The sequence below is a fragment of the Halobacteriovorax sp. HFRX-2_2 genome (genome assembly GCF_043196705.1).
Classification (GTDB): domain Bacteria; phylum Bdellovibrionota; class Bacteriovoracia; order Bacteriovoracales; family Bacteriovoracaceae; genus Halobacteriovorax_A.
Map to the genome: position 1 here is coordinate 346625 of NZ_JBEBMT010000001.1, position 26674 is coordinate 373298.

The 26674-nt window shown below is 37.2% G+C and carries 24 protein-coding genes and 1 tRNA gene; 10 read left to right on the top strand and 15 right to left on the bottom strand.

The features are described from left to right. Window positions 1–20: 20 nt before the first annotated feature. Entirely contained in the window at window positions 21–623 is a 603-nt protein-coding gene (locus ABMA79_RS01630) for a peroxiredoxin (protein WP_393089691.1), read from the bottom strand. Window positions 624–909: 286 nt separating this feature from the next. Between ABMA79_RS01630 and ABMA79_RS01635 the strand changes: the two genes are divergently transcribed. From ABMA79_RS01635 to ABMA79_RS01665, 7 genes are all read left to right on the top strand, one after another. Beyond that, window positions 910–1521: an ATP-dependent Clp protease proteolytic subunit gene (locus ABMA79_RS01635; RefSeq protein WP_021266245.1), complete on the top strand. Its 612-nt coding sequence runs from the start codon at window positions 910–912 to the stop codon at window positions 1519–1521. 40 nt (window positions 1522–1561) lie between these two features. After that, entirely contained in the window at window positions 1562–2872 is a 1311-nt protein-coding gene (gene clpX, locus ABMA79_RS01640) for an ATP-dependent Clp protease ATP-binding subunit ClpX (protein WP_392856974.1), read from the top strand. Between the two features lie 181 nt (window positions 2873–3053). Further along, window positions 3054–5165 carry a methyl-accepting chemotaxis protein gene (locus ABMA79_RS01645; RefSeq protein WP_393089693.1) on the top strand — a complete coding sequence of 704 codons (2112 nt, stop codon included), beginning with the start codon at window positions 3054–3056 and terminating at the stop codon, window positions 5163–5165. 200 nt (window positions 5166–5365) lie between these two features. Further along, window positions 5366–5623 carry a hypothetical protein gene (locus ABMA79_RS01650; protein ID WP_393089696.1) on the top strand — a complete coding sequence of 86 codons (258 nt, stop codon included), beginning with the start codon at window positions 5366–5368 and terminating at the stop codon, window positions 5621–5623. 19 nt (window positions 5624–5642) lie between these two features. Further along, a complete protein-coding gene (locus ABMA79_RS01655; RefSeq protein ID WP_393089699.1) occupies window positions 5643–6959 on the top strand; it encodes a DUF3373 family protein in 1317 nt (438 codons plus the stop codon). Window positions 6960–7293: 334 nt separating this feature from the next. After that, on the top strand, window positions 7294–9702 hold the full coding sequence (gene lon, locus ABMA79_RS01660) for an endopeptidase La (RefSeq protein ID WP_392856972.1): 2409 nt from the start codon (window positions 7294–7296) through the stop codon (window positions 9700–9702). A 128-nt stretch (window positions 9703–9830) separates the two neighbouring features. Continuing rightward, complete coding sequence (locus ABMA79_RS01665) at window positions 9831–10055, top strand: hypothetical protein (RefSeq protein WP_393089702.1); 225 nt, start codon at window positions 9831–9833, stop codon at window positions 10053–10055. Window positions 10056–10079: 24 nt separating this feature from the next. Here ABMA79_RS01665 and asnB read toward each other — a convergent pair whose 3' ends face one another. After that, window positions 10080–11660, bottom strand: a complete 1581-nt coding sequence (asnB, locus tag ABMA79_RS01670; RefSeq protein WP_393089705.1) for an asparagine synthase B — start codon at window positions 11658–11660, stop codon at window positions 10080–10082. A gap of 128 nt (window positions 11661–11788) precedes the next feature. On the opposite strand from asnB, the gene ABMA79_RS01675 reads away from it, so the two are divergent. Further along, a complete protein-coding gene (locus tag ABMA79_RS01675; RefSeq protein WP_393056466.1) occupies window positions 11789–12250 on the top strand; it encodes an Lrp/AsnC ligand binding domain-containing protein in 462 nt (153 codons plus the stop codon). On the opposite strand, the gene ABMA79_RS01680 is transcribed toward ABMA79_RS01675, so the two are convergent. After that, the gene (locus ABMA79_RS01680) at window positions 12247–13041 is read right to left on the bottom strand and encodes a sulfite exporter TauE/SafE family protein (RefSeq protein ID WP_393089708.1); all 795 of its coding nucleotides are present in this window, start codon (window positions 13039–13041) and stop codon (window positions 12247–12249) included. The genes ABMA79_RS01675 and ABMA79_RS01680 overlap by 4 nt on opposite strands. A gap of 133 nt (window positions 13042–13174) precedes the next feature. On the opposite strand from ABMA79_RS01680, the gene ABMA79_RS01685 reads away from it, so the two are divergent. Then, window positions 13175–16696 carry a hypothetical protein gene (locus ABMA79_RS01685; RefSeq protein ID WP_393089710.1) on the top strand — a complete coding sequence of 1174 codons (3522 nt, stop codon included), beginning with the start codon at window positions 13175–13177 and terminating at the stop codon, window positions 16694–16696. Window positions 16697–16708: 12 nt separating this feature from the next. Here ABMA79_RS01685 and ABMA79_RS01690 read toward each other — a convergent pair whose 3' ends face one another. The 9 genes from ABMA79_RS01690 to folE2 all read right to left on the bottom strand — a co-directional run bounded on the left by ABMA79_RS01690 (window position 16709) and on the right by folE2 (window position 23175). After that, window positions 16709–17290, bottom strand: coding sequence for a hypothetical protein (locus ABMA79_RS01690; protein WP_392856960.1), 582 nt, complete (start codon window positions 17288–17290; stop codon window positions 16709–16711). 9 nt (window positions 17291–17299) lie between these two features. After that, entirely contained in the window at window positions 17300–18103 is an 804-nt protein-coding gene (locus ABMA79_RS01695; RefSeq protein ID WP_393089713.1) for a hypothetical protein, read from the bottom strand. A gap of 153 nt (window positions 18104–18256) precedes the next feature. Next, window positions 18257–18751 (bottom strand): hypothetical protein, encoded by a 495-nt coding sequence (locus ABMA79_RS01700; RefSeq protein ID WP_392856956.1) that lies wholly within the window; start codon window positions 18749–18751, stop codon window positions 18257–18259. Between the two features lie 255 nt (window positions 18752–19006). Then, window positions 19007–19567, bottom strand: coding sequence for a hypothetical protein (locus ABMA79_RS01705; RefSeq protein WP_393089716.1), 561 nt, complete (start codon window positions 19565–19567; stop codon window positions 19007–19009). Between the two features lies 1 nt (window position 19568). Further along, a complete protein-coding gene (locus tag ABMA79_RS01710; protein ID WP_393089719.1) occupies window positions 19569–20354 on the bottom strand; it encodes a helix-turn-helix domain-containing protein in 786 nt (261 codons plus the stop codon). A gap of 97 nt (window positions 20355–20451) precedes the next feature. Further along, window positions 20452–20952 (bottom strand): hypothetical protein, encoded by a 501-nt coding sequence (locus ABMA79_RS01715; protein WP_393089722.1) that lies wholly within the window; start codon window positions 20950–20952, stop codon window positions 20452–20454. Window positions 20953–21193: 241 nt separating this feature from the next. Then, window positions 21194–21688, bottom strand: coding sequence for a hypothetical protein (locus tag ABMA79_RS01720; protein ID WP_392856949.1), 495 nt, complete (start codon window positions 21686–21688; stop codon window positions 21194–21196). Window positions 21689–22042: 354 nt separating this feature from the next. After that, window positions 22043–22118, bottom strand: a tRNA-Val gene (locus tag ABMA79_RS01725). 118 nt (window positions 22119–22236) lie between these two features. Continuing rightward, a complete protein-coding gene (gene folE2 / locus ABMA79_RS01730; RefSeq protein ID WP_021265930.1) occupies window positions 22237–23175 on the bottom strand; it encodes a GTP cyclohydrolase FolE2 in 939 nt (312 codons plus the stop codon). A gap of 469 nt (window positions 23176–23644) precedes the next feature. Between folE2 and ABMA79_RS01735 the strand changes: the two genes are divergently transcribed. Continuing rightward, window positions 23645–24481, top strand: a complete 837-nt coding sequence (locus ABMA79_RS01735; protein ID WP_393089725.1) for a hypothetical protein — start codon at window positions 23645–23647, stop codon at window positions 24479–24481. An 18-nt stretch (window positions 24482–24499) separates the two neighbouring features. On the opposite strand, the gene arsH is transcribed toward ABMA79_RS01735, so the two are convergent. From arsH to ABMA79_RS01750, 3 genes are read right to left on the bottom strand one after another with little or no spacing between them, the layout of a single operon-like run. Next, on the bottom strand, window positions 24500–25150 hold the full coding sequence (gene arsH / locus ABMA79_RS01740; protein ID WP_393089728.1) for an arsenical resistance protein ArsH: 651 nt from the start codon (window positions 25148–25150) through the stop codon (window positions 24500–24502). Continuing rightward, the gene (gene arsB / locus ABMA79_RS01745) at window positions 25150–26160 is read right to left on the bottom strand and encodes an ACR3 family arsenite efflux transporter (RefSeq protein WP_393089731.1); all 1011 of its coding nucleotides are present in this window, start codon (window positions 26158–26160) and stop codon (window positions 25150–25152) included. Before arsB ends, arsH begins: the two co-directional genes overlap by 1 nt. Before the next feature lies 1 nt (window position 26161). Then, on the bottom strand, window positions 26162–26578 hold the full coding sequence (locus tag ABMA79_RS01750) for an arsenate reductase ArsC (RefSeq protein WP_393089734.1): 417 nt from the start codon (window positions 26576–26578) through the stop codon (window positions 26162–26164). Window positions 26579–26674: the final 96 nt, after the last annotated feature.

The window sequence follows — 26674 nt, forward strand, 5'->3', positions numbered from 1 at the left end:
GCCTTCATATTTCTCGCTAATTATAGCTTGTTGAAATATTCTTGTGATCCTTTTGGATCTGGCTTCATTGTATCAGCACCTTTTGTCCAACCTGCAGGACAAACTTCTCCGTGCTTAGCTGTAAATTGGTAACCATCTACAAGTCTTGCAACTTCTTCAACATTTCTACCAACTGATAGGTTGTTGATTGAAACGTGTTGAACGATGTTGTTGTCATCGATGATATAAGTTGCTCTAAATGCAACGTCACCTGATGGCATAAGAGCACCGTATGACTTAGAAACTTCTTTTGTAAGGTCTTCTAGAATTGGGAAGTTGATATCACCAAGTCCACCTTCGTTTCTTGACTGCTTAGTCCACGCTAGGTGAGAGAAAGCTGAATCAACAGAACAAGCGATAACTTCAGTGTTAAGGTCTTTGAAAAGTTGAATCTTATCAGAAAATGCTGTGATTTCTGTTGGACATACAAATGTAAAGTCTAGTGGGTAAAAGAAAAGAACTTTCCACTTTCCTTTGAAGTCTGAAAGTGAAATTTCTTTGATTTCACCATTTACTACTGCGTTACCTTTGAATTCTGGTGCCGCTTTTGAAACTAATGATGTTGGGTAAACTGTTTCAGTCATAATATTCTCCTGTTTTCTCTGCGTATAACTATTGAATAGTTTATAAATTCTTGCGCTAAATTAAACCGCAGGGGTAGGGGAAATTCAAGACCTGCAATGTTAAAATTCGCTCATCTTTTTGTAAAATAGGGAAAAAGTAGAGTAAATAATTTCAGTTGCTTAAGCTGGAATTTAATCAGAAAATCGCAAATATTTATCTAAAGATATAGTCCCAACCCACCGAAATGCTGAATGTAATAGACAAATTAATTGGAAAAGAGTCCAAATATATATCTAGGGAGAAAAAATGATGGATCCAAAGGCACATATACCTAACCCAATTGTTATTGAGCAAACGGCAAGAGGTGAGAGACAATACGACATTTATTCAAGACTACTTCTTGATCGAATTGTATTCTTAGGTACACAAGTTAATGATACAGTTGCCAACCTACTTATTGCTCAGATGATGTTTCTAGAGCAGAGTAATCCAGAAGATCCAATCCATTTCTATATCAATTCACCAGGTGGAAGCGTTTATGCTGGACTTGGTATCTACGATATTATGCAACACGTATCTTGCCCAGTTTATACATACTGTGTAGGTCTTGCGGCATCAATGGGATCACTACTTCTGACTGCTGGAGAGAAGGGGCACCGTTACTCACTTCCACACTCAAGAATCATGATTCACCAACCACTTGGTGGAGCTCAAGGTCAGTGTTCTGATATTCAGATTCAGGCAAATGAAATTCAAACATTAAAAGACCAACTAAATGGTATCTATATTAAGCACTCGTCAGTTGATATGACGATGGAAAAAATTGTTGCAGCAACTGACCGCGACAATTACCTATCTCCACAAGATGCAATTGAGCTAGGTATTATTGATGGTGTTATTGAATCTAATAAGAAGTAAGATATAATTCTATTTTAGAATTAAAACTAAAGGACAATGAATGACTAAAAAAGATGGATCATACAATAGTTCACTTTCTTGTAACTTCTGTGGGAAGTCTCAAAAAGAAGTTAAAAAGCTAATTGCAGGACCTGGTGTTTATATCTGTGATGAGTGTATTGAATTGTGTAATGAAATCATTTATGAAGATACGGTTAAGTCTGTTTCTAAGGCCGCTCTTGATAATGTTCCAAAGCCACACGAGATTAAGCTACACCTTGACCAATATGTAATTGGACAAGATCGTGCGAAGAAGATTATCTCTGTAGCCGTTCATAATCACTATAAGAGAATTGCTCACGGTGATACGAAGAGAAAAGATGATTCAGTGGAACTTGCTAAGTCAAATATTCTACTAGCTGGGCCAACTGGTTCTGGTAAGACTCTTATCGCTCAATCACTAGCAAAGTTTCTAAACGTACCATTTGCAATTGCTGATGCGACTTCACTTACTGAAGCTGGTTACGTAGGGGAAGACGTTGAGAATATTATTCTTAATCTTCTTCAAGCATGTGACTACGACGTTGAAAGAGCTGAGCGCGGTATCGTTTATATTGATGAGATCGATAAGATTGCACGTAAGTCAGAAAACCCATCAATTACGAGAGATGTTTCTGGTGAAGGTGTACAGCAAGCACTTCTAAAGCTAGTTGAAGGTACTGTTGCTTCTGTTCCTCCAAAAGGTGGACGTAAGCACCCTCAACAAGAGTTCATCCAAGTTAACACAAAGAATATTCTTTTCGTTGTTGCTGGTGCATTCGTAGGGCTTGATAAAATTATTGAAAAACGTATGACGAAGAGACCAATGGGACTTGTTGCAAAACAAACTGTTGATGCTGAAGAGTCTGTTATTCAAAAGCTTGGTGGTATTGAAGCAGAAGACTTAACAAAATTTGGATTAATTCCTGAATTTATCGGACGTCTTCCAGTAAACGCACTACTTGAAGAGTTAGATGAGGACGCACTTGTTTCAATTCTAACGGAACCAAAGAATGCGATTACGAAACAATATCAAAAACTATTTGAATTTGATGGTATCGAACTAGAATTCGAAGAAGAAGCTCTTAAAGCAATTGCTCAAACAGCTCTTACTAGAAAGACTGGTGCACGTGGACTTCGTGCCATTATCGAGCAAACAATGCTTGAAGTAATGTATGATGTTCCAGCAAATGATAAGGCAAACAAAGTTGTGATCACTGCTGCTTCAATTGCAGGTAAGGAATCACCTCGTGTTGAAGAAGGTCCAAGAAAAGAGACTAAGTCTTCAGCAAGCTCAACTTTAGAAGCTAAGAAAGATATCGAATCAGCTTAATTAATTTTCTAAGAAATTCTATATTGAAAAGAGCACGGCCAAGGTCGTGCTTTTTTTGTACCTAAAGTAATATTGTTTCTTATGATTTCAGATGATTATTCATATTTTCTAAAGATCGTCTAAAGTTTAAATATCGACTATCCGAAGATTTATTTAGGTTTATTTAGGTTTGGAGATGACAGTGTCTGTTAAAGGAAAATTTTCTAATTTTTTAGCAAAGTATTCGATTGGTCTTAAAGAAAAATTATACTTCATTTCAATTGGTATGGTTTTATTTATTACGACTGCGGTTTTTATTCCATTTGAAAAGGGGATAAAAGATCAGAAGCAAAGTAAAAGAGATGGCTTTGCACTATATTATAACAATATCACAAACTCTATTTCTGAGCTCTTCTTTACGAATTACAATAATATTCAATCATTTGCTCGAAACAAAGACTTAAAAGATAAGAATCCAGAAGCTTCGACTTTCTTATTAAATGAACTAGTAACACTTTATCCTGATACGGATATGCTCTTTCTTGTTGGGCTTGATGGTAAGTTGATTGCTAATTCTGAAATTAATTCAGCTGGAAACAAGCTAAAACTTTCGCCCTTGAAGTCTTACGATTTTAAAAATGATATATGGTTTCAAAAAACTTCAAATGGCAAGTACACAGAAAATTATGACAAAAATATTTTTGGTGCTTTTGCTGGAAAGGTTCATCAAAATAAATTAATTTCAGAGATCTATGGTGAAGAAAGAATGGGACAATTCTTTTCAACACTTGTAGAAGATGAATATGGTGATCCAATTGCCGTTCTTGGTGCATTTGTAGGAAGCCGTTGGTTTGAAGGTGAGATGAAAAATCTTTATCGCACACTTAATTCTAATGGGATGAGCTCAGCGGAAATTCACCTTGTTAACCCGGAAGGAAATATCATTAGCTCATATCACAAGGGTTTTGAAGCTAAGGACGCAAAACCTCATGACTTTAGTAATTATAATTTAAAGAAAAAAATCTTTCATAAAAATGATGAAATGGCACAAAAAATGATGGACGGAAAGGTTCATACTGCTATTCATAAACATCTTCTATCAAGTGATAAAAGTGAGTACTTATATTCATTTGGAGTAATTCATCACCGTAAGTTTCTTGACTCTGTAGGGTGGAAGCTTGTGATTGGTATGACTGAAAAGCAAGCTTATGGAGAAGTCGTTGGTCTTCAAAATCTCTTCTATTTGACTCTTGTTTGTGTACTTGTTCTATGTTCAGCAGTTTCTTTTGCAACAGTTAAGAGTCTTTATGCCCAACTTATGGGAGTAGTGGAAAGCTTAGAGAAATCAGCAGAGTCAACGATTAAATTCGTCGAAAACCTAAGTGGAGTTTCTCATCGTGTAAGTGAATTAACTTCAACTCAGGCCCAGGCCATTCACGAAACGGCATCAACACTGGATGAGCTATCAAGTATGGTTAAGATGAATGCACAAAATGCTGCAAATTCAGTAGAAGTCTCTACGGCAAATGAAAAAGTTGCTGAAGTAGGAAAGAATAAAGTTAATGAAGTTGTTAGTTCAATGAATAATATCAAAGATGCAAATGATGAAGTTTTAAAAACAACTAATGAAGGAAGTGAGAAAATTTCTGAAATTGTTAGTCTTATTAATGAAATCAATGAAAAGACTCAAGTCATTAATGATATTGTATTTCAAACTAAACTGCTTTCTTTTAATGCCTCTGTGGAAGCAGCTAGAGCAGGTGAGCACGGTAAAGGCTTTGCGGTTGTGGCCGAAGAGGTTGGAAATCTTGCGGCAATGTCTGGAGTGGCCTCTGAAGAAATTAATAATATTTTATCAAAGTCAGTTGCTCATGTTGAAAAAATCGTAAAGGAAAATAAAGAGTCTGTTGAGGCGATGATTGAACAGTCAAAGCATAAAATTGATAGTGGGATCAAAGTATCAAGTGAATGTACTGAAGCCCTAGGAGAGATTGTTGCTGGTGTTAAGAATGTCTCTGAAATGTCTCAAGAAATTTCTTCAGCGACAGCTGAGCAAGAGTCTGGAGTTTCAAATATTTCATCTGCTATGAACCAAATGCAAGGAGCAGCAAGTGATAACCAAGAAATTGCTGCCAAAATGCTTCAGTATGCACAAGACCTTAATAGTGAAACAGATAATTTAAAAAGTATATTAGGAGTCTTACAAAACGAAATTATTGGTGGCCGAAAATCCAAGAACACGGATTCCAGACCAAATAAAAATACCATCGTAAACTTTCCTAATAATAGAGTCTCTCAAAAACGAGCTTCATGACATTTGGTCATGAAGCTGTTTAATTTTTAGGTACTGTCGAAAATATATATTGTTTAATAGTCAATAAATTAAGCTGTTTATTGTTATTTTCTTTATAAAATCTAAAGAAAAACGGCTTACCCCCCTTTATTTTTTTCTATTTATAAATAAAATTCTAAGAATCGTTTAGGACAAACAAATTCTCGATCAAGGAGGAAGAGATGAGAATGACAAGGATATTTCCTTTTCTATTAGGGATTTCACTATTGTCTCCGACGGCATTCGCCGGTGCAAAGGATGATTTTATCAACGCAGTAGTAAAGCAATGTAAGAAGTCAAAGGCAGATGCTGAAAGCATGGCAACTCCAGGGCGTTCTGGGAACGTTATTAAGTTTAAGACTTGTTCTGGTGCGACTGTAGATGTTGGAAATGGATGTACGCTTCAGTGTAAAGACGCTTCATCTACTATCGGTGGTTAATCAATTTAGGAGACAAAAAATGAAATTTAATACTATGAAAAAATCAATTATCGCTTTAGCAGTTCTTTCGTCAACTGCATATGCATCTTCACTTGAAGATAGAGTAGAGGATCTTGAGCTATCAAGAGACCTTAACACTTGGAGTTTCTCAGGAGAGTTGGAAGCTCGTTATGACTACTTTAATCAAGAAGATAAGCTTACAGATGGTCACTACAATGAAGATCAATATTCACTTTGGGCAAGATTTGATATTCACTCAAAAAGAAGTGAGAAGTTAGACTTCTATGGCCGTCTCGCAATGTCTAAATACTTTAACGATTTTGCAAGAAGAGAAAGTTCGACAAGTGTTATTTCTAATTCAGGTTCTGCAGGAAGAGGGAAGTCAGGGCCAGAGCTATATGTAGAAAGAGCGTTTATTAATTATAAATTAGATAAGAATTTTACTTTCACAATTGGTCGTCTACCAACGATTGAGGGACCTTCTTTCCACCTAACAAAAGGAACGGCACGTTCTGGGACTTATCCACAACTTGCTTATGGTGCAGAACTAGATGGGATGGCCCTTACTTATGGAACAAAAGTTCTTGGTGGTGGACTTGCTGTTAGAGCTATTTATACGCCACTTAATCAAAGAGCAATGGGAGGTCAGGATTCATTTACTGACCTTAATGGCGTTGCTGTTAGTTCAACTGAAGATATGTACTCAGTAATGGTTGATTACGAGAAACTTAACCTAGGTTGGGCAAATCGTTTCAACTTCATCGCTCAGTATGTTGGATTTAATGATTTCTTTATTGACTACACTGTCGATATTTCAACTCCACCGCCTAATCCAACGCAACCAACTCCAGTTTCAAGCCTCTACTTTGACTATAATGCATTTGTTGTTTACTTCGAGCTAAATGGCGTTGCAGGGACAGGACTTGATCTAGGTTTAACTTATAAGAATACTAAGGTTGACTCAAAAGGAACTGTTGGTGCGTTTGGTGGAATCTTTTCAGATGCAAGCGGTGGTGAAAGCGATGGCAATGTTATCATGTTTGATGCACGCTACTCTTTTGGAAAGTTTAAAGTAGGTTATGAATTTATTAAGTCTGATGACAAGGCTTTTACAGTAGGTCTTGCTGATGTTGATGCAATTGGTTTCTATTCAACTCCAGGAACAACTGGTCACCATATCTTTACTTCATATGATGTAGATAGTGATATGAGAATTATTCTTGGTTATATGACACAACAAAAAGATAAAGCGTATACTCAAGATCTTCTTGGTACTGGAACAAATGCAGATACTAAGACAGATGCTGGATATGCAAGACTTATTACTAATTTCTAATTATTACTAATTAAAATTAACTTACTCCATATAGGGCCAGGCATTTTGCTTGGCCCTTGTTCGTTTAGGCGGTGTAGAAATTACACTACTTCTCAAATGTCAGATTTTTTTAGCTAAACAGTCTTCTCCAGTCGGATAACTTAAGTGCTTGTAAATATAGGCCTATGCACTGTGAATTTATTGAGGGGCATAAGATTCCGACCAAAAAAAGTTTCAAAATATTTATAGGTTCTTGATACAATTTATAAAAGGGTTAGAGATTAGACATGAAGTCTTCCCATCTTTACCTTTTCCCAGAATTTTTTTGACAAGTATTAATAGTGCAGGAGGTGCTATGTCAGACAAGAAGTCAACTGAGTCGAAGAGCCTACCGTTACTTCCGCTAAGAGACATGATTATTTTTCCACACATGGTTGTTCCACTATTTGTAGGAAGAGAGAAGTCAATCAACGCCCTTGAGGAAGCATCAAAAAATGGTAACGAGCTTTTTCTAGTTACACAAAAGGATGCGAGTATCCTAAACCCAGATCGTGAAGATGTTTACAATGTAGGAACTGTTGTAAATATTATTCAAATGCTACGTCTTCCAGATAATACAGTAAAAGTACTTATCGAAGGGAAGTACAGAGCTACAATCGAGGAATTTGAAGCAAGAACAGAAGGTTACTGGGCAGAAGTAACTAAGTGTGTTCCAGCTGTTCCTGAACAAGTAAAAATTGAAGCTACGGTAAGATCGATTAAAAATGTATTCGAACAATACGTTAAGCTTAATAAGAGAATTCCACCTGAATTACTTATGAGCATTTCATCAATCACTGATCCATCAAGATTAGCTGATATTATCGTTGCACACCTTTCAATGAAGATTCCTGAGAAGCAGGAAATTCTTGAAGCGGTAGATATTGAAGCACGTCTTCAACTTCTTCTTGAAAAAATGCAAGGAGAGATCGAGATCATTAACGTTGAGAGAAGAATCAGAACTCGCGTTAAGTCTCAAATGGAAAAATCTCAAAAAGAGTACTACTTAAATGAGCAAATGAACGCTATTCAAAAAGAGCTTGGACAAAAAGACGAGAAGTCTGAAGTACAAGAAATGGAAGAGCGTCTAGCTAAGAAAGTAATGCCTGAAGAAGCTGTTACTAAAGTACAAAAAGAGATTAAGAAACTTAAGTCAATGTCTCCAATGTCAGCTGAGTCTGCGGTTGTGAGAAACTATATTGATTGGATGCTTTCTCTACCATGGGGAGAGTATACAGAAGACAACAATGATGTAACTCATGCAAGAACAGTTCTTGATGATCATCACTTTGGAATGAAAGATGTTAAAGAAAGAATTCTTGAGTATCTTGCAGTAAGAAGTCTTGTTGGTTCAGAAGGAAAGGGAACGATCCTTTGTCTAGCAGGTCCTCCAGGTGTTGGTAAAACATCAATTTGTCAGTCACTTGCTGAATCACTAGGAAGAAAGTTTGAAAGAGTTTCTCTTGGTGGTGTAAGAGATGAATCTGAAATCCGTGGTCACCGTCGTACATACGTAGGTGCAATGCCAGGGAAGATCATCACTGCACTTAAGAAAGCAGGGACATCTAATCCAGTTATCCTTTTAGATGAAATCGATAAGATGACATCTGATATGAGAGGGGATCCTGCAGCAGCAATGCTAGAGGTACTAGACCCAGCTCAAAATAAGAACTTCGGTGATCACTATATTGAAGTTGAGTACGATCTATCAAAAGTAATGTTTGTTATGACTGCAAACGACCTGGGACAAATTCCTGGGCCACTTAGAGATAGAATGGAGATCATTAACCTTGCAGGTTACACTCCAATCGAAAAAACTCAGATCGCTAAGAAGTACCTTGCACCACGTGCATGGAAAGACAATGGACTAAACGATTACGAATACTCAATCTCTGATAATACAATCATGGAAGTTGTTCGTGGTTATACGAAAGAAGCTGGTGTTCGTGGACTTGAAAGACAGTTTAATACGATCGCTAGAAAGATTGCTACTGATGTTGTGACTAAGAATGTTGAGAAAGGTAAGAAGTTCTCAATCTCTTCAAAACAAGTTCAGAAGTATCTTGGTCCAGTGAAGTTTGATGATAATGTAATTGAGGAACAACCAGAAGTAGGATTAGTAAATGGTCTAGCATATACTTCAGTTGGTGGTTGTCTTCTACATATCGAAGTTATCGCAGTTCCTGGTAAGGGTGGTATTCAAATCACTGGTAAGCTAGGTGAGGTAATGACTGAATCTGCTAAAGCAGCAATGAGCTATGTTCGCTCAATCGCTGGCCGTCTTGGAATTGATCAAGAGTGGTTTGAGAAGCATGATATCCATATTCATGCACCTGAAGGGGCAACTCCAAAAGATGGCCCATCAGCAGGGATCACAATGGTTACAGCGATTACTTCAGCAATCTCTGGAATCCCTGTAAGGCAAGATGTTGCGATGACAGGTGAGGTGACAATTAGAGGACGTGTTCTTCCAATCGGTGGCCTAAAAGAGAAAATGCTAGCAGCTAAGCAAGCGGGAGTAAAAACTGTAGTTATTCCTGAAAAGAATAGAAAAGACCTTCTTGAGATCCCACCGGAAATCAAGCAAGGACTATCAATTCACCCTGTTTCACATGTTGAAGATGTACTGAAACTAGCTCTAAATTTAACAGAGCCAGAAAAGTTCATGCAGCATGTAGGGCTGAAGGTTATTGACTCTGGGAAAGGGATGGAAGTAGCTAACTAAGCTGCTTGCCTCCTATTAAAAAATTAATACTTGTTAAATCAGGCCCTGCATATGCGGGGCCTTTTTTATTTCAAGAGGTTATAAAATTATCAAATTATGGCGTATAATAGATGGAAATAGGAGTTGATATGTCGAAGAAGTTTCTAATTATTCCTTTAATGCTAATGACAAGTAATGCATTCAGCTTACCTAAGAATTTTGGGTATCGTTCAAGGCTAAAGGCCTGCATCGACAAGGCCGTTAACTCTGCTTGCGCCTATCAAGTAAAGGGGGAGTCTGTAAGTGGTGAGTGCCGTGAGGCAAAAAAAGGTAAGAGGCTCATTTGCGTTAATTTAGACAAACTTAATAAATAAAAACACCTCTTTCGAGGTGTTTTTTTATTCTCCAGATGCGCCGTAGTTAGGTAGTACTCGCGCTGATGGATCATCCACCTGACAGTTCTCCCATTCCTTATTAGGCATCCAAAAATCAGTAATAAGACCGCTGAGCCCTGGAAAGTGTCCTTCAAAAAGATCACGATACATAAGAGACTCTTTCGTAAATGGAGTCGCATACGGATATTTTTCACTCGCTTTAGATAGCTCTTCTTCGCTATATTTCTCTTCTGCAAGTGCCTTAAGCCAATCAACCATATCGTGCCCAACAGCGTCTGAGAAGGCCGCTTTTTCACGCCATAGAATTTCATCGGGAAGATAACCACTATGATCAAAAGCTTTTCTAAGAAGGTATTTTCCTTCTCCTGACCAATTCATTTTAAGCTCTGGTGCAATTCCCATGACATACTCGATAAAGGCCTTATCACTAAAAGGCACACGCGCTTCAAGTGAGTGGGAGCTTATTGAGCGATCCGCTCTTAGAACATCATAGAGATATAATTCGTGAACACGTTTTTGTGCTTCCTTTTGAAACTCAAGAGGACTAGGGGCAAAGTCAGTGTACTTATAGCCAAAGAGCTCATCACTAACTTCTCCTGTAAGGACAACCTTTACATCGGTTTTTTCACGAATGTACTTACACACAAGTGACATCCCCATTGAAGCTCGAATTGTCGTGATATCCCACGTTTCAAGCTTGTGAACAAGTTCTCCAAGGTGCTCAAATGCTTCTTCTTTCGTAAAGATGACTTCATGGTGTTCACTACCGAGGTAGTCAGCAACAATTCGTGCATATTTTAAGTCAATTGGATTTGTGTCAATTCCAACGGCAAATGTTATGATAGGACGATCACTGAGCTTGGCCGCGATGGCACAAACAAGTGATGAATCAAGTCCACCTGAAAGAAGAAAGCCTACTGGTGCATCAGCATCAAGGCGCTTTCTTACTCCTTCAACTAAGTGATCGTGGATACCTTGGTAAACGGCATCTAAATCTTCTTTTACACGAGACTTAATTTTTCGAACATCGAAGTATGGAGTAAATTCGCCATCGGCATAGTAGTGCCCTGGTGGAAATGGTTCGATATCTTTACACAGACCTTGTAGGGCCTTTACTTCGCTGGCAAAGGCAATCTTTCCATCTTCAAGTCCATATCCATAGAAGAGGGGACGAATACCAATTGGATCTCGTCCGGCGTAGTATTTGCCTTCGCGTTCAATAACAAAAGCAAATTCACCATCAAGAGACATGAGAAGTTTTTCGATACCATACTCTTCAAAGATTGGAATCATAACTTCACAATCTGAATCTGATTTAAACTCATAGCGATCAATATAATCAGTTTTTAAAATACGGTGGTTGTAGATTTCGCCGTTGCAGACTAGGTGAGTTTGAGACTTTGAGATAAAAGGTTGAGAGCCGGCTTCACTTAGATCCATGATGGCCAGGCGGTGAAAGCCCATCGTTCCTTGCGCTAATTGATGGATGGCCCTTTGATCTGGCCCGCGATGAGAGATAAGATCAAACTTCTCTTCAAACTCTTTTTCTTCAACTTTTCCGGTAAAAACACTAAATCCACACATGAAAACCTCCATATTTTTAGTAATATTCGGCTTTTTTTGATAATTTCTCAATATTGAACACGTAAAACTATGAGTTATTTAATAAATAGCCTAAAATGGTAACAGATTAATAATTTAAGGGGTGTGATGTGGCCGATAACTACGAAATTGATAGTATTGATAAGAAGATCATCAAGCTTATGGAAAAGGATGCCCGTATGCCATTTCTTGAGATGGCCAGAAAAATAGGGGTTTCCGGTGGAACAATCCATCAGCGAGTTGAAAAACTAAGAGAGGCCGGAGTTATTGTTGGAAGTACCATTAAGGTAGACTACACAAAGCTTGGCCATAATGTTGTGGTTCTCTTGGGACTTCACCTTGTAAATGCTCGTGATATTCACAAAGTTATCGATAAGCTCGAGAAGATGGATGAGATCGTTGAAGCTTATTATACAACTGGTGACTACGCTCTTATTGTGAAAATCATCGTTAAGGATATTAATCATTTTCACGAGTTTCTAATTGGAAAAATTCAAATGATTAAAGAGATTCAGTCGACGGAATCTTTTATCAGCCTAAAACAAGTCATAAATAAGAGTTTAAACGTTTAATGCCCTAAGTATGTAAGTGTCTTCTTTACTGCTATCCCAATTAATAGCAGAGCAAAAAGCTTCTTAAGTATAGCTTGATTGGCAACGCTTGAAATTCTTGCACCAAGTTTTGTAAAAAAGAAACTTGCGATAGAAATTCCAAAGAAGGCCGGTAGATAGATATATCCAAGCGAATACTCTGGCGTGGCCTTGCCTAGGCCATTATAAACATAGAATGAACTACTAAAAAGTGCGATTGGTATTCCTAGAGAAGCAGAAATGGCCACTGCATTCTTCATCTGATAACCACGCCAAGTTAGAAAAGGAACACTAATAGTTCCCCCGCCAATCCCAAGAATTGATGACTTTAGGCCAATGATAAAACCTGTGAAATTAAATAATAGGGTAGAAGTATCTTTTGGTTCTTCGACCTTAGATTTGTAGAAAATCATCTTTAAAGAGACGAGATAGAGATAACAAATAAAGATAAACTCGAGAGTTTGTGCCTCAACAATATTAACGAGGTAGGCACCAGCACTTATTCCAATAATCATTGGGATTAAGAATCTCTTTGTTATATCAAAGAGAAGATTTCCCATGTTGTAATGCCTTAGAGTTGAAGCGCTTGCGGTAATAACAATTGTTGCAAGGGAAGTCCCTAGGGCCATATACATTCTAATATCTGGTGAGAATCCTTGTTTTTGAAATAAGAATAATAGAGTTGGAACAATGACAACTCCTCCTCCGATACCAAAAAGGCCAGAGAGTGTCCCAACGAATGCACCAACAAGTAAGTATAGTAAGAAAATCATGCTACCAATATGCACCCATAAATGAGCTAAGACAAGAAGTATACTTGTTCATTATTGTCAGAAATCGCTCCAAAATTATTGATTATTCGAGGGATATTTTTACTTAGGTCTGCGTCAACGCAAAAGTTGCCACATGCTTATTTTAAAGGCTTTTAATGAGAAAATAGAGGTTAGTGAGGACCTTATGAATCTATTTAAAAGTAAAACAAAAAAGAACCTATCTGAAACAAACTCTATCGTCGACATTGAAGCGACTCAGGCCAACTTAGATCTGAAAATTAGTGATGAAAGAAAACTAATTGGAGAGTACGAAGAGATAAATAAATCTCTAAGAAAAGAAGTTGAGCTACAAAAGATTAAGCTTCAAAAAACAGAAGTTGAGTTGAAGAGACTACAAAGCACTCTAACTGATGAGCATGCAGATAAGGAAATTCTTGAAAAGAGAATCGAAAAGATTCAGCAGCTAAATAGTGAACAAGAGGGACACCTAAAGGAATTGTTAGAAGAAAAGCAATTAGTTATAAGCTCTATTGTCCAGCTGAAAAAACAAGTTGAAGAGATTAACAATTCACATCGTTCAAACTTAGATGAATTAGGTCGCATCAGAGTTGAGCTTGGTAATTTAAAAGGTGAGGAACTCTCACTTAAGAATAAGGCTTCTGTTTTAAATGGGGATAAGGCATTTGATTTAGATACACGTTCTCACTTAAAAGTAGAAATAGAAGAAACTAAAAAGAGAATCGCTAAGTTAAGATTAGTAATTGAAGAAGATAATAATACGATTAGAAAATGTGATGCAAATATCGTCGAACTTGAAAATGAACGACTTAAGTTAGATGCTGAAATTTCTAAGCTTATTGAAAAAACACAAGAAGTTGTCGAAAAAAAGCATAGTGAAAATAAAAAGTTAGAAAATCTAACGTTAAAGGTTCAAGATGTAAGAAGTGAAAAACTGAATTTAGAAAAGGACCTCGAGTTACAACTTTTAGATTTAAAGGTTGTTGCTTCAAAACAGGCCAAGCTAAATCAAGATATTATTGCCGTTGAAACATCAATTAAGAAGCTAGAAAGAGAGTCAGAATCACTACGTTCACAAGAGATGAGTGAGCTTGAAATTGTATCAGGACTTGAATCTGAGATCTCTTCAAGAGAAAAGAAAAAGCAGGAGCTATTACAAGATATTCAACTTCTGAAAGTAGAGTCTCAAAATTTTAAAGATAAGATTGAAGAAAACACTATTAAGTCTGAGAAATTAGAAAAACAAATCAGTGAACTAAAAGAGACTGAGAGCATTTCACTTATTGAGATTGATCGTCTCGATAGAGAATATAAGAAAACTAAGAAAGAGCATGATATTGTCTTCGCTCAATCTCTTACACTCGAAAAAAGTGTACAAGACTATCAAAGTGAAGTTGATCGACTCGATTCAAGTGTTGAAGAACTTCTAACAAAGAAGCATAAGGCGATCTTAAATAACGAAAATCGTGAGACAAAAATATCTTCTCTACAAAATCAAATTGAAGAGGGAAGTAGTCGCATAAGCGAAATTCGACTTGAAATACAAGATTTAAAAGGCCGTGATGTCGAAGCAAGGCAAACTCTAATTAATCTAGGACTAGAGCAAAAGAATGTTGAGTACCAAAAGCAGGCCCTTCAAGATCAAGCTGAAAACCTAAAAAAGAGTATTGAATTACTAAATAATAAAATTGAAAAGTCGCAAGCTGCTTATGAATTATTAAATTCTGATTGTGAGTCTCAAAATAACTTAATCAAGCAATTAGCAGACGATGAAAATGCTTTAAGTGATACTAATAATGAGTTACTTGTAAAGATTGGAAGTCTAAAGGGACGTATTCAAATTGGTGACAATCGTATTGAAGTCAAAGGTCTTGAGATTGAAGAACTGGCTAAAGAGAATCAACGTCTTAACAATATTTCAGAGAGTCTATGTGATAAATTGAATAAGACTGTTCGTATGATCGAATCTTTAGATGCAAAAATTTCAACATTTGAAAGTCAAATTAAGGCACTCGATTTTGAAATCAATACTAACCAGGTTTCTTATGATGAGGCCCTCATTAAAATTAAGGAAATGGATTCAAAAACCCTTAATCTCAAAGATAAAGTTCTACGTAAGTCAGATGAGCTTAAGAGCATAACTTCTCTTCGCAAGAGATTTGAAAGACTTGCTAATAAAAAGGTTTCTTCTGTTGAAAGCATGAAGGTTGAGCTGAGTGAATTGAATGAGGGGATTGAATCTGAATCAAAACTTTATACAGAAACTCTTTCTAGAAAGAGGGAACTTGACGACGAGCTAACTTCTTTAAATCTTGAGGTATCACAAAGACAAGAAAAGTCTAATAAGCTTCAATCTGAAATTTCTTCAATTGAAGCGATGATAGAAAGTGATGAAAAGACAATTCTACAGTTAGAAGATTCAATTATTAATCAGGGAGAGGTCCTTGAGAGATTAGAAAGCTCTCGTTTAAGCTTACTAGAACAACATAAGGATCTAAATAATCAACAAATCGTCAGTAATGAAGAGCTTACTAAGGTTGAGAATGATTGTTATTCTCTTAGAGTCTCACTTGCTGACCTTGAAAAAGAAATCAATGAAAGTGAAGCAAATTTAGAGGCCAATATTCTTCGTAAAGTTCAACTCAATGAAGAAGCAAAGAAATTAGAAAACGACACTAGAATTGCTAAGGCCGATATTGTTAAGTTAAATAATGAAATCGAGCAAAGTGTTAGTGAGTTAAAGGCAGTTGAAGAAACTCATAAAGAGAAGCTAGAACTCTTACAAGTTGAACTTGCTGAAAAGGAGCTCGTTTCTAAAGAGCATCTAACTCGCCAGAATAAACTTTCTGAAGCAAAGAATCTATTAAGCTCTGTTGAAACTGAATTAAACGGAGTTCTTTCAGAAAAAGAACTTCTTAAGACAGGAATTAATAATTCGACGAAATTAAAAGGTGAGCTACTTCTTAGAAAGGATGAATTAGCGCAAGAGATCTCTAGTATGAAAGATGCAAATAGAGAAAGTCGCCATATCCTTTCTGGCCTATCTCTTGAAATCTCTAGCTTAAAGAATGAGTGTAGTCAGCTTGAAATTAGTTATAATGAAGAGTTAGAGAAGTCTAAGTCAATCGTTAGCTCTATTGATATACTAAGAAATCAAGCAAGAGATCTAAAAACGAAGCAAATTAATGAGCAAAAGCAATTAGATACATTAAAGCATAACGTTCAACCTGCTGTTGATGAATTGGCCTATGTGGAAAGACAGGTCGAAGCGGGGACTCTTTTAAATAAATTAGAAGTCGCTCTATCTCGTGTTGAGTTTGATGCAAATCTTCATGCTGAAGATGATGCTCTCATTCTTATTCGCGATGAGAATATCCTATTTAATGTTTCGAACTATCTCGAATCTCTACCATTTGTTTTTTCAAAGATTGACGAGGTTAATATCAATTTAACATCTGAAGAGGCCATCGCTATTGCTGCTCGTGGTGAATTACGTTGTGATACTGAGTTAACGAAAGAACTATTAAGAGACAATGTAAAAGGGAAGTTTAAAAAAGGGCTTCGATTTAAAATTTCTAATGGACAGATTAAGGTCGAGATTTTAACGAAAGAAAAAAGCCTAGGCGCAAGGGCCTAGGCTTAACACACACTATCGACAATAAGGGATATCATATTTTTTTGTGAATATCTCTTTGTATTCTCTGCCACCACGTCTTCCGTTGCGGCTAACTTCTTTTTTAAGTGCGATCTCCGGAGTTGGATTTTGTCGATATACTGTTTTCACCATTCGACAATTTCTATCCTTTCTTCCGTAGCAAACCTTTTCTTCTTTTTCTACTTCAAGAGGATAAGAAAGGATTTCTGAACCAACGATAATATCCTTGTAACGTTCACTCTCTTTACTTCCCCCAAGCCAAACTCTTTTATATACTGGATATTCAGAAATTGATTGGATCTTGTCATTATTAATACAGACATCAAATACAGAAATATTTCTTCCAACAAAGGCAATATCGCCATATAGATTAAGATCGTAGTTCTTCTTCACATACTTTCTAATCGTCTTCCAGTCGTACTGCTTTAATTCTGTGAGATCATCGACACCACCGACAATTCCACCAGTACCGGCATCAACGCCACCATTATTTCTCGTTAATGCACTAATCCCACCTGTTCCTGCGATTGTGTTTAATGCAAATCCAAGAAATAAAATTGCAATTATTGATTTCATTATAAAACCTTATTCCTTTCTCATTGTGTCAGTGGCCATGAATGTGAATGTTTTAATATCACCTAACATGCCTTCTTTTTTAGTTACTTCAATCTTTTTGTAAAATGCTTCTTGGTCAATTTTAAGCCATGCTCGATAGCCTTTTGGACTAAGTCCTTCTGCATAGAATGCAATTAGGTTTTTTTCGGCCAGATCAACATCTTGAGTTTTTACATATTTTTCAACTAAGTTAAGTCCAAGTCTTTTGACAAGTTTTGGAGAAAACTCAATTTGCTTGTCACCAGTTGTGTACATATTTGTCTTAGTTAGCTTAAGTACGCCAAGATCTAGCATGCGATCAGCAGTTTCCGCTCCACTCATTCCATAACGATACTGAATATATTCATTCGTAATAGGGGACATTGAAGCAAGACAGTAAATCTCTGCAAAAACCTTATCGTAGAACATTTCCTTATTAGCTTCTTCGCTATATTCAAGATTTCCAGCTGTTGAAACAGGAGATTTCTTTTGAATTTCACTTGCTACTTTTTCAGGAAGGTTCTTTAAAAGGAGGCCACCATTTGGGCTATCAATTAAGCAAGTATATAGTCTTACAAGAGTTTGATAACCTGGCCTATTTTCTTGAGCTAATAGACGCTTTAGCGTTCTTTGGTGAATACCGGACTTTTCTGAAAGCTTACGAAGACCAATAGATTCACTTCTAAATTGCTTTAGATGTGATCTTAAATCTAGAGCAACTTGCTCCTTGAGCCCTAGTGAAGGGATGGCCTTCTCTTGCAACTCATTGATTATATTGGAGTTTTCTTCTCTCATTGTGCCTCAGTAGTTTTGGCGATCTTACCACTTTTCATAATTTTATTCATTTAAGCAGTAAAAATTACAAAGGCCGAAGCAGTGCCTCGGCCATTCGTTTATTAAAGCAAGCGCCCCTTAGGGAAAGGCGCTTACCTAGGCCCTAGCTTATAATTAGTTACAAGCTGGGATTTCGAAAGTTTTTGCGAAAAGCTCAACTTTTTTGTCATCTTTGTCACGACCAGCAACACGAGTGATCTTTGAAACAGTGATGTCTCTAACAACTGGTTGAGTTTCCATTTTTGTTACTGTTCTACAGTTTCTGTCTTCTTTACCAAAACAGATTTTTCTTGTTACTTCTCTTGAGATTGGGAATGTTAGGTACTCATAACCAACTACGATATCTTCGTATCTGTCACCTTCTTTGCTTCCTCCGATCCACTTTCTTTCGTAGATTGGGTATTGACCTAGAGTATTGAAGTTGTCACCATCAACACATACGTCAAATGCAGTAACGATACGACCAACAAATACTGAGTATCCTGAAGAGATTTCTAGGCTTGGGTTAGCTTTAACTTCAGCTCTGATTGTATCCCATGAATCGTTTGCAGATAGTGCAAAAGATGAAACGCTTAGTAGTGCAGCAGCAAGTGCGATAATTTTTTTCATAATTTCCTCCAAATTGTTTGTTATCAAAAAATTGATTTATCAATTTCAATATTTTTTAAGTTGTTTTGATGAAATGAAATTAATTTGATTGATATGAGGTGACAAATTTTTGCAAGTCGATAGGGGTTTTTGTTCGACATTGTCCATTTTAATGGGATTTGTCATGACAAATGGACAAATACATTGAGGTTTATCAATCTCTCATAAAACAAGAAGGGCCGCTAATGCGGCCCTCTTATTTATTTAATCTGAATTTTATTGGCAGTATGGAATGATATATTCCTTTCTGAAATAGTCTTGTTCGACCTCTCTTGGTCGATCGCTATTTGGCTTATAAACAACGACTTTCTTAACTTTTACGTTTTTAATTGTCTCTGTTGATACATCTTTCTTAACTTCACGGCAGCGCTTCCCATGGTTATTACAAACCTTGTCGCGAGTTGTGTAGTTAATCGGATATGTTAAGTATTTGTTTCCTACAATTTCAGTTTTAAAACCATCTTTATCAGCACCATACTGACTTTTCCCGACGTAAACTGTTTTGTAGATAGGAAACTTTCTAGTCGTTTGAATCTCGTCACCGTTTATACAAGTATCAAAAACACTTACAGGTCTTGATACAAATACAGTCATTCCTTCAAGCTTAATATCCTCATTTCTCTTTGTTATATCGAGAATCTTCTGCCAAGAAGTTTGAGGCCCAAGCTTCGAGAAGTCGTCTTTAGTTGGCTTAGGGCCACCTGAAACGCCTCCAACTCCCGCATAAATTGAAAGAGTCGAAACTATAGCGATTAATTTCTTTATCTTATTCTTCATTTTATTTCTCATTCAAAGTGTCCGTTACCATAAAGGTAAAGGCCCTCTTTGTTCCTTTTGATTTGTCTTCATTTGCTATTGCAATTTTTTCTTCAAATGCTTTTGCATCTACTTGTAGCCAGCGGTCATAGGCTTCTTCACTTAGACCTTCAGCAAAAAAGGCGATGATATTTTCACCATATGACTCAGCATTTTGTACCTTACTATATTTTTCAACAAGTGATAGGCCCAGACGTTTTAAGGTCTTAGCACTAAAATTAGCTTGGTTCTCTCCAAGGGTATAGTGACCACTTTTCGTGACTCTAAGGGCCTTCATTTCAATCATCTTGTCCACAGTTAGCATGCCACTCATTCCGTAACGATATTGGATTAATTCGTTAGTTATAGGTGCACAGGCCGCTAGGATGTAAATCTCTGCAAAGGTACGATCGTAGCTCATCTGAGTTTCGATATCTTGATGATATTGTATCTTTTCTGAGATCTTATTTGGATTGCACTTCTTTATTTCATTTCGAATGACTTCTGGGACAAGTTCTAGGAGTAGAGACTCGTTACTTGTATTAAAAATGACTCGATAGATTTTATAAAGTGTTTGATATGTAGGCTTATTCTCTTTGGCCAGGATTCGATAAAGTGTTCTTTCACTAACTCCTGTTTTCTCAGATAAAAGTCTTACCCCAATTTTTACGCTCTTATACTCATCTAGCTTTTTTGCTAGGTCTAAGCTTACTTGCTCAATCGGCCCGAGGGGTGTTTGAGATAGTTGGGGAGTGTTCATTTTATCCATAGATGGCTTGAATAGCATGAGTAGATGCCGTTATCTACTCATACTATAAAAAGTATAGCTTAAGTACCTTAGGGAAATACTTAAGCTATTGAATTTATTAGTTACAAGCTGGGATTACGTATTCTTTCTTGAAAAGAGTTCTTTCGATTGTACGATCGTTTGAACCAACGTTTCTTCTAACAACTTCTTTTACAGATACGTTCTTAGTAAGGTCTTGGTTAACTGTGTAAGCAACTCTTTTACAGTTTTTGTCTTGGCTGTTACATACTTGCTTGTATGAAGTATAAGTAGTTGGGAAAGAAAGGATTTCGTAACCAACGATTACTGATGCATATCCATCTTCGTCAGCTTCTGGGTGAGTCTTTCCAACTTTAACGATTTCGTAGATTGGGAATTCTCTAGTAGTAACAAATTGGTCACCATCTAGACATACGTCAAATGAGCTAACTGGACGACCAACAAATACAGTTGTTCCAGAAAGTGATAGATCGTAATCAGCAGCAACTTCAGCTTTGATTGTGTCCCATGAGTCGTTTGCAGATAGTGCAAAAGATGAAACGCTTAGTAGTGCAGCAGCAAGTGCGATAATTTTTTTCATAAATTCCTCCGGTTTATTAGACATTCAGTTTTAGTTTGAAGCCTTTATTTAATTAAGTTGTTTTGATGTAGAGTTTATATTTTTGACGAAAGAAGATGTCTAAAAAACACAAAGGATATTTATTTTTTCTGTGACAACGGCAGTAGAGTGGAGGATTTTAGCTGTCATCGAGGTAAAGATGACAGTAGAAAAAGAAAAGGCCGAGCATAAACTCGGCCTCAACTTTTATATGTACTTGATATTAGTTACAAGCTGGGATTTCGAATGACTTAGCGAAAAGTACTTCAACTTTGTCATCGTGATCACGTCCACCACGACGAGTAACTTCTGAAACTGTGATATCTCTAACAACTGGTTGAGTTTCCATTTCTGTTACTGTTTTACAGTTTCTGTCTTCTTTACCGTGACAAACTTTTCTTGTTACTTCTCTTGAGATTGGGAAAGTTAGTGTTTCGTAACCAACAACGATATCTTCGTATCTGTCACCATCACGGCTTCCACCGATCCACTTTCTTTCGTAGATTGGGTATTGGCTAAGAGTTACAAAGTTTTCACCTTCAACACATACATCAAATGCTGAAACGATACGTCCAACGAATACAGAGTAACCAGAAGTGATTTGAAGCTTGTGATTAGCTTTAACTTCAGCTCTGATTGTATCCCAAGAATCATTTGCAGATAGTGCAAAAGATGAAACGCTTAGTAGTGCAGCAGCAAGTGCGATAATTTTTTTCATAAATTCCTCCGGTTTGTTTTGTTATCAAAAATTGATTTATCAATTTCTATATTTTTTAGTTGTTTTGATGAGGAAAAATTAATCTAGTTGAAATAGGCCGTAAATTTTTTCTCTGTTTGAGTGCTAATTCGTTCGACATTGTCCAATTGTGACAAGTTCTTCAGGACAAATTAGTTGGAAACAAGACAAATGGATTGTATTGAGAGTCTAAATTGATAAAAGTCTTACTAATACAGAGTAATATTGAAGAAATAATTTTAACGAAGTTGATTTTAAAGAAGGTAGATTTTGGACAAAAAAAAAGAACTCTTTAGAGTTCCGATTTTTTCTTTTGAATGTGTACCACAAAAAAAGTGGTGGGCGATGACAGGATCGAACTGCCGACATCTACCTTGTAAGGGTAGCGCTCTCCCAGCTGAGCTAATCGCCCTCCGATTTGAAGTGGAGTTAGAATAAGGATTTCACTCTCACTTGTCAATACTATTTTTAAAAAAAGTTTAATTTTTTTTAAACAACAAGGCCTCTAAATAAGAGGCCTTTATACTTGATTAAATTTTTGGATTTTCTTTTCTGATGTATCCAACAGCATTGTGGCTGTGAAGACTTTCTAAGTGCTCAACCTTAGCTTGCCAGTCTAGAATCTCTTCAGCAGAGTTTAAAACCTCTGAGATACGTCTTGTTGAGTGCTCAACGAACATTGGGTTATCACCATTAAGAATAGCGAATGCCTGCTCATCAAGTCTCTTAACTAGAGATTGAGTTTCTGTTGGAAGAGCAATTCTCATAAGATCAACTAGATCTTCAAGATGGAAATTAGACTCTGCCTTATAAGTTGCAGTGATTGTTGCAACAGATCTTTGAGAGTGAGCAGAAGCAATACCACTTCCTTCAGTTGTCTCTCCATTTCTATACTGTTCTTCGTACTGCTTCGACATTGAAAGTGAACATGGACAAGTTGATGAGTATTCATATTCCATTGTTAGGTTGATTAGAGGAATACCATCGCGTCCTTCAACACCTTCCATTGATACTTTATAGTATTGCCATCCCCAGTTTCCTGACTTTAGTGACTGTTGTTTAACAGGGTAGTTAAAGTCTAGAGTTAGGTGGGCCTGTGGAATTAGTGGCTCAGTATCGTAGTCACGAAGATCCGTACGGTATCTTCTTAGTACTGTTGCAAAGAATTGATTGTTAACATTCTTTTCTAGTCCTTCGGCTTGAAGGATATTACAGAAGCGAGACATATTTGCACCTGTCTTGTGTGCTTCTAAGAATACGAACATAGAAGCTTGTGCATCTGTTGATCTAACAGTTCCGTCTCTGTGTTCAAAATTTAAAGGGATGCGAAATCTTTCAATACCAACTTTTGGAATGGCGATATGAACTTCATTAGCTGTCTTTTGAAAGTCATTTAAACCTGTTTCATCTTTGATTTGGCAATTAAGGATATCTTCGCGGCTATTTCTAAGTGCTTCAATATTTTTCATGTGAGTCCTTTTGTTCCTTATACAGAGGTAGGTGTGGTCCAACCCTTGGTTTCATTAATAATAGCACGTTTTAACGTGTTCAAGGACTTTTGGCAAACGAACTCCGTAGTAATTATAAGGCTATACAGTATTTGTATAGGTTCTTTATGAACGTAAGTTACTGATTTCTTGGAAATAACCTCATTTAATAAGCTTATTTTTTCTAAATAAGGTAAAATAGAATATGACGAGGAGCTTGATATGAAGGAAAGATCCCTAAGAGTCGAAAATTTCATCAGGTATTTTGGTGAGATTGAGGACGTCAAAAAACAGATTGAGTGTTGCCCGAAATGCGGGGCCAAGTTCACTGTTACTCATTTGGCCGATCACGACAACCTCTATATCCATGAAGAGGTGACTTGTGAGAACTGCACTTATGGAACAGAGGAAACACTCCACATACTGAACTAATTTAATTAAGGAAGATTAAGTGAAGTACACATTAATTATTGCTGTCATCGCCAGCCTTACGGTTGGTTTTTTTATTGGAAAATCTCAAACACCAAATTCTGAAATCCAAATTAAAGAAGTCGAAGTCATCAAAGAAAAGAAAGTTGAAGTGGTCAAAGAAATTCCTGTTATTGATAAAGCAGGGGATGAAGCCTTAGCGCAGGCTTTTACTTTATTTCTTGCGGCACTAGGACTTGAAAAAATAAAAGTAGATAAAGACGAAGTAAATGAGATTATGAAAGATCCGTCTGACTTCATTGCTCGTAATTCGATAAAAGAGAAGCTTGCGAAAAAAGTACAAAGTGATGAGGATGTCGAATCTCGTTGGAAGAAGCGACAAGAGAGACAAACTCAGAATAGAGAAGAAAAGCGAAAGGTTAATGAGAATAAGCGATTCTTAAGTTTCCCTCCTGTAAAGGAGCCTGTAGTTTTCTTGGCAAAATCAAAAGTCATTAATGATGCAAAAGAGTTTAATAAGCTTAATGGATCGTATTCAGGTGTCATCCACTTCTTTGACGGTAAGTATAAAGGACAAAAGCATCGCTTGGTATTAAATGTCGATTACTTTGCCTCTGATGATGGGAAGGGGACAGATGGGCAGTCGGAAATTCTCTTATATGACGAGAACGGAAAGAATTACTCTCACTCACGTGGAACTGGTGGAAATCGAAACTTCCTACAAGGTGAAGATGGGTCATTCGTTGTGAAAATTGTCGACAATTCTTTTCTTCACTTTGTGACAAAGTATGGAATGAAGAATGCTAATTACTATGACGATGGAAAGCTTGTAGGAAGTGCTAAGTTAAATGAAAACTAACAGGGGGGAACGTAAGTTTTACTCCTTACGTTCACTATAGCGATCAACCAAGAATTCTGCATGATCACGTGTTAGGTAGGTAAAGCGCATAAGCTCTTCCATCACATCGACGACACGGTCGCGAAAACTTGACTCCTTCATTGAACCGTCTTCTTCAAATTCTTGATAGGCCTTGGCCACTGAAGATTGATTTGGAATTGTTATCATGCGCATCCAGCGTCCAAGGACTCGCATGCTATTAACTGCATTAAAACTTTGAGAGCCTCCGCTGACTTGCATAACTGCAAGCGTTCTCCCTTGAGTTGGGCGAACAGCACCGATTGAAAGAGGAATCCAATCAATTTGAGTTTTAAGAAGCCCAGACATATTTCCGTGAAGCTCAGGGGATGTCCAAACTTGGCCTTCTGACCATAGGCTTAGCTCTCTTAGCTCCTTTACTTTTGGATGCTCCACAGAACGATCGTAGTCATATGTCGGTAGGCCATCGGGATTGAAGAACTTAACTTCTGCTCCCATATACTCAAGAATACGGCCAGCTTCTTCAGCAAGAAGTCTTGAGTATGAGCGCTCTCTTAATGATCCGTAGAGCATAAGAATTCTTGGCCTATGCTCTGATGGCTTTGTCTGTTGCGTTTTTAAATTGAATTTTTCGCCTTCTAAATATTTCATTAGTATCTCCACTTATTTGCAATTTTAACAAGACTTAGCATGACAGGAACTTCAATAAGAACACCCACCACCGTTGTTAGGGCCGCACCTGAGTTAAGACCAAAAAGAGCAATGGCAACGGCCACGGCAAGCTCAAAGAAGTTACTGGCGCCAATCATTGAACCAGGTGATAAAATATTATGTGGTAAGCACATCTTGCGACCAATTCCCCAGCTAACAAAGAAGATGAAGTAAGTTTGTATTGTAAGAGGAATTGCTATTAGTAGGATATGTAGTGGATTAGCTAAAATCTTCTCCCCTTGGAAGGCAAAGAGAAGAACAAGAGTTGTAAGAAGGGCCACGATTGAAATTGGCTTTAGTCTTGCCATAAAGACTTCACTAAACCATTTCATTCCAAATTTTTTAATTAAGACTTTATTTGCGATATAGCCTGCAATAAGTGGGATCACCACAAAGATGACAACGGAGCTTATAAGAGTGTCGTATGGGATCGAAATACTTGTTACGCCTAGTAAGAACTGAACAATAGGGATGAAGGCCACAAGGAGAATTAAGTCATTGATGGCCACTTGAACAAGTGTGTACTCCGGATCACCCTTTGTAAGATATGACCAAACAAAGACCATCGCCGTACAAGGTGCCGCTCCTAAAAGAATGGCGCCTGCGATATATTCTTGTGCGAGCTCTGGACTTAAGTAGGCAGCGTAAATCTTTGAGAAGAATAACCAAGCAAAGAAGGCCATGGTAAAAGGCTTAATAAGCCAATTGATGATAAGAGTTAGGCTTAGACCTTTTGGGTTCTTTCCAACATCTGCGATGGAATTAAAGTCGATTTGTACCATCATCGGAAAAATCATAAGCCACACAAGAATTGCAACAGGGATATTAACCGTTGCTATATTCATCTCACTTAAAACAGTGATTGATGTTCCAAGAGCCTTGCCTAAAAAGATTCCAGCTACAATACAGATTGTGACCCAAAGACTTAAATAGCGTTCAAAAAATCCCATCTTATAATCTCTCTTCTAAATTAATAATCATCTCTTTTATTTCATCTCTCACACGGCGATAGACTTGAAGAATTTCTTCTTCGTCATTAAGGTCTTTTGTGATGCGAGGAGGGTCATCAAATCCGATGTGAATGATCTTGCCATCTGGAAAGTAGGGACAATTCTCATTGGCATCAGAACAAACTGTGATGACAATATCTATTTGGGCATCAATTTCGTCCGTCGTATTTGATTCATTATTTGAAATATCGACACCGGCTTCTTTCATGACTGTAACGGCATAAGGGTTAAGGCCATGCTTCTTTGTTCCGGCCGAATAGAAGTTATACTTGTCGCCTTTTAAGGCCTTGCCCCAGCCTTCGGCCATTTGGGAACGACAAGAATTACCAGTGCATAGAAAGAGGATATTCTTTTTCATTTTCTTTCCTTCTTAGTGAAGAAGCTATCTAGAATAGGGCAGTCACTTAGAGGCTGACTTTCATCAACACAGCAAGTGGCCAGTCCTTGAAGGGAA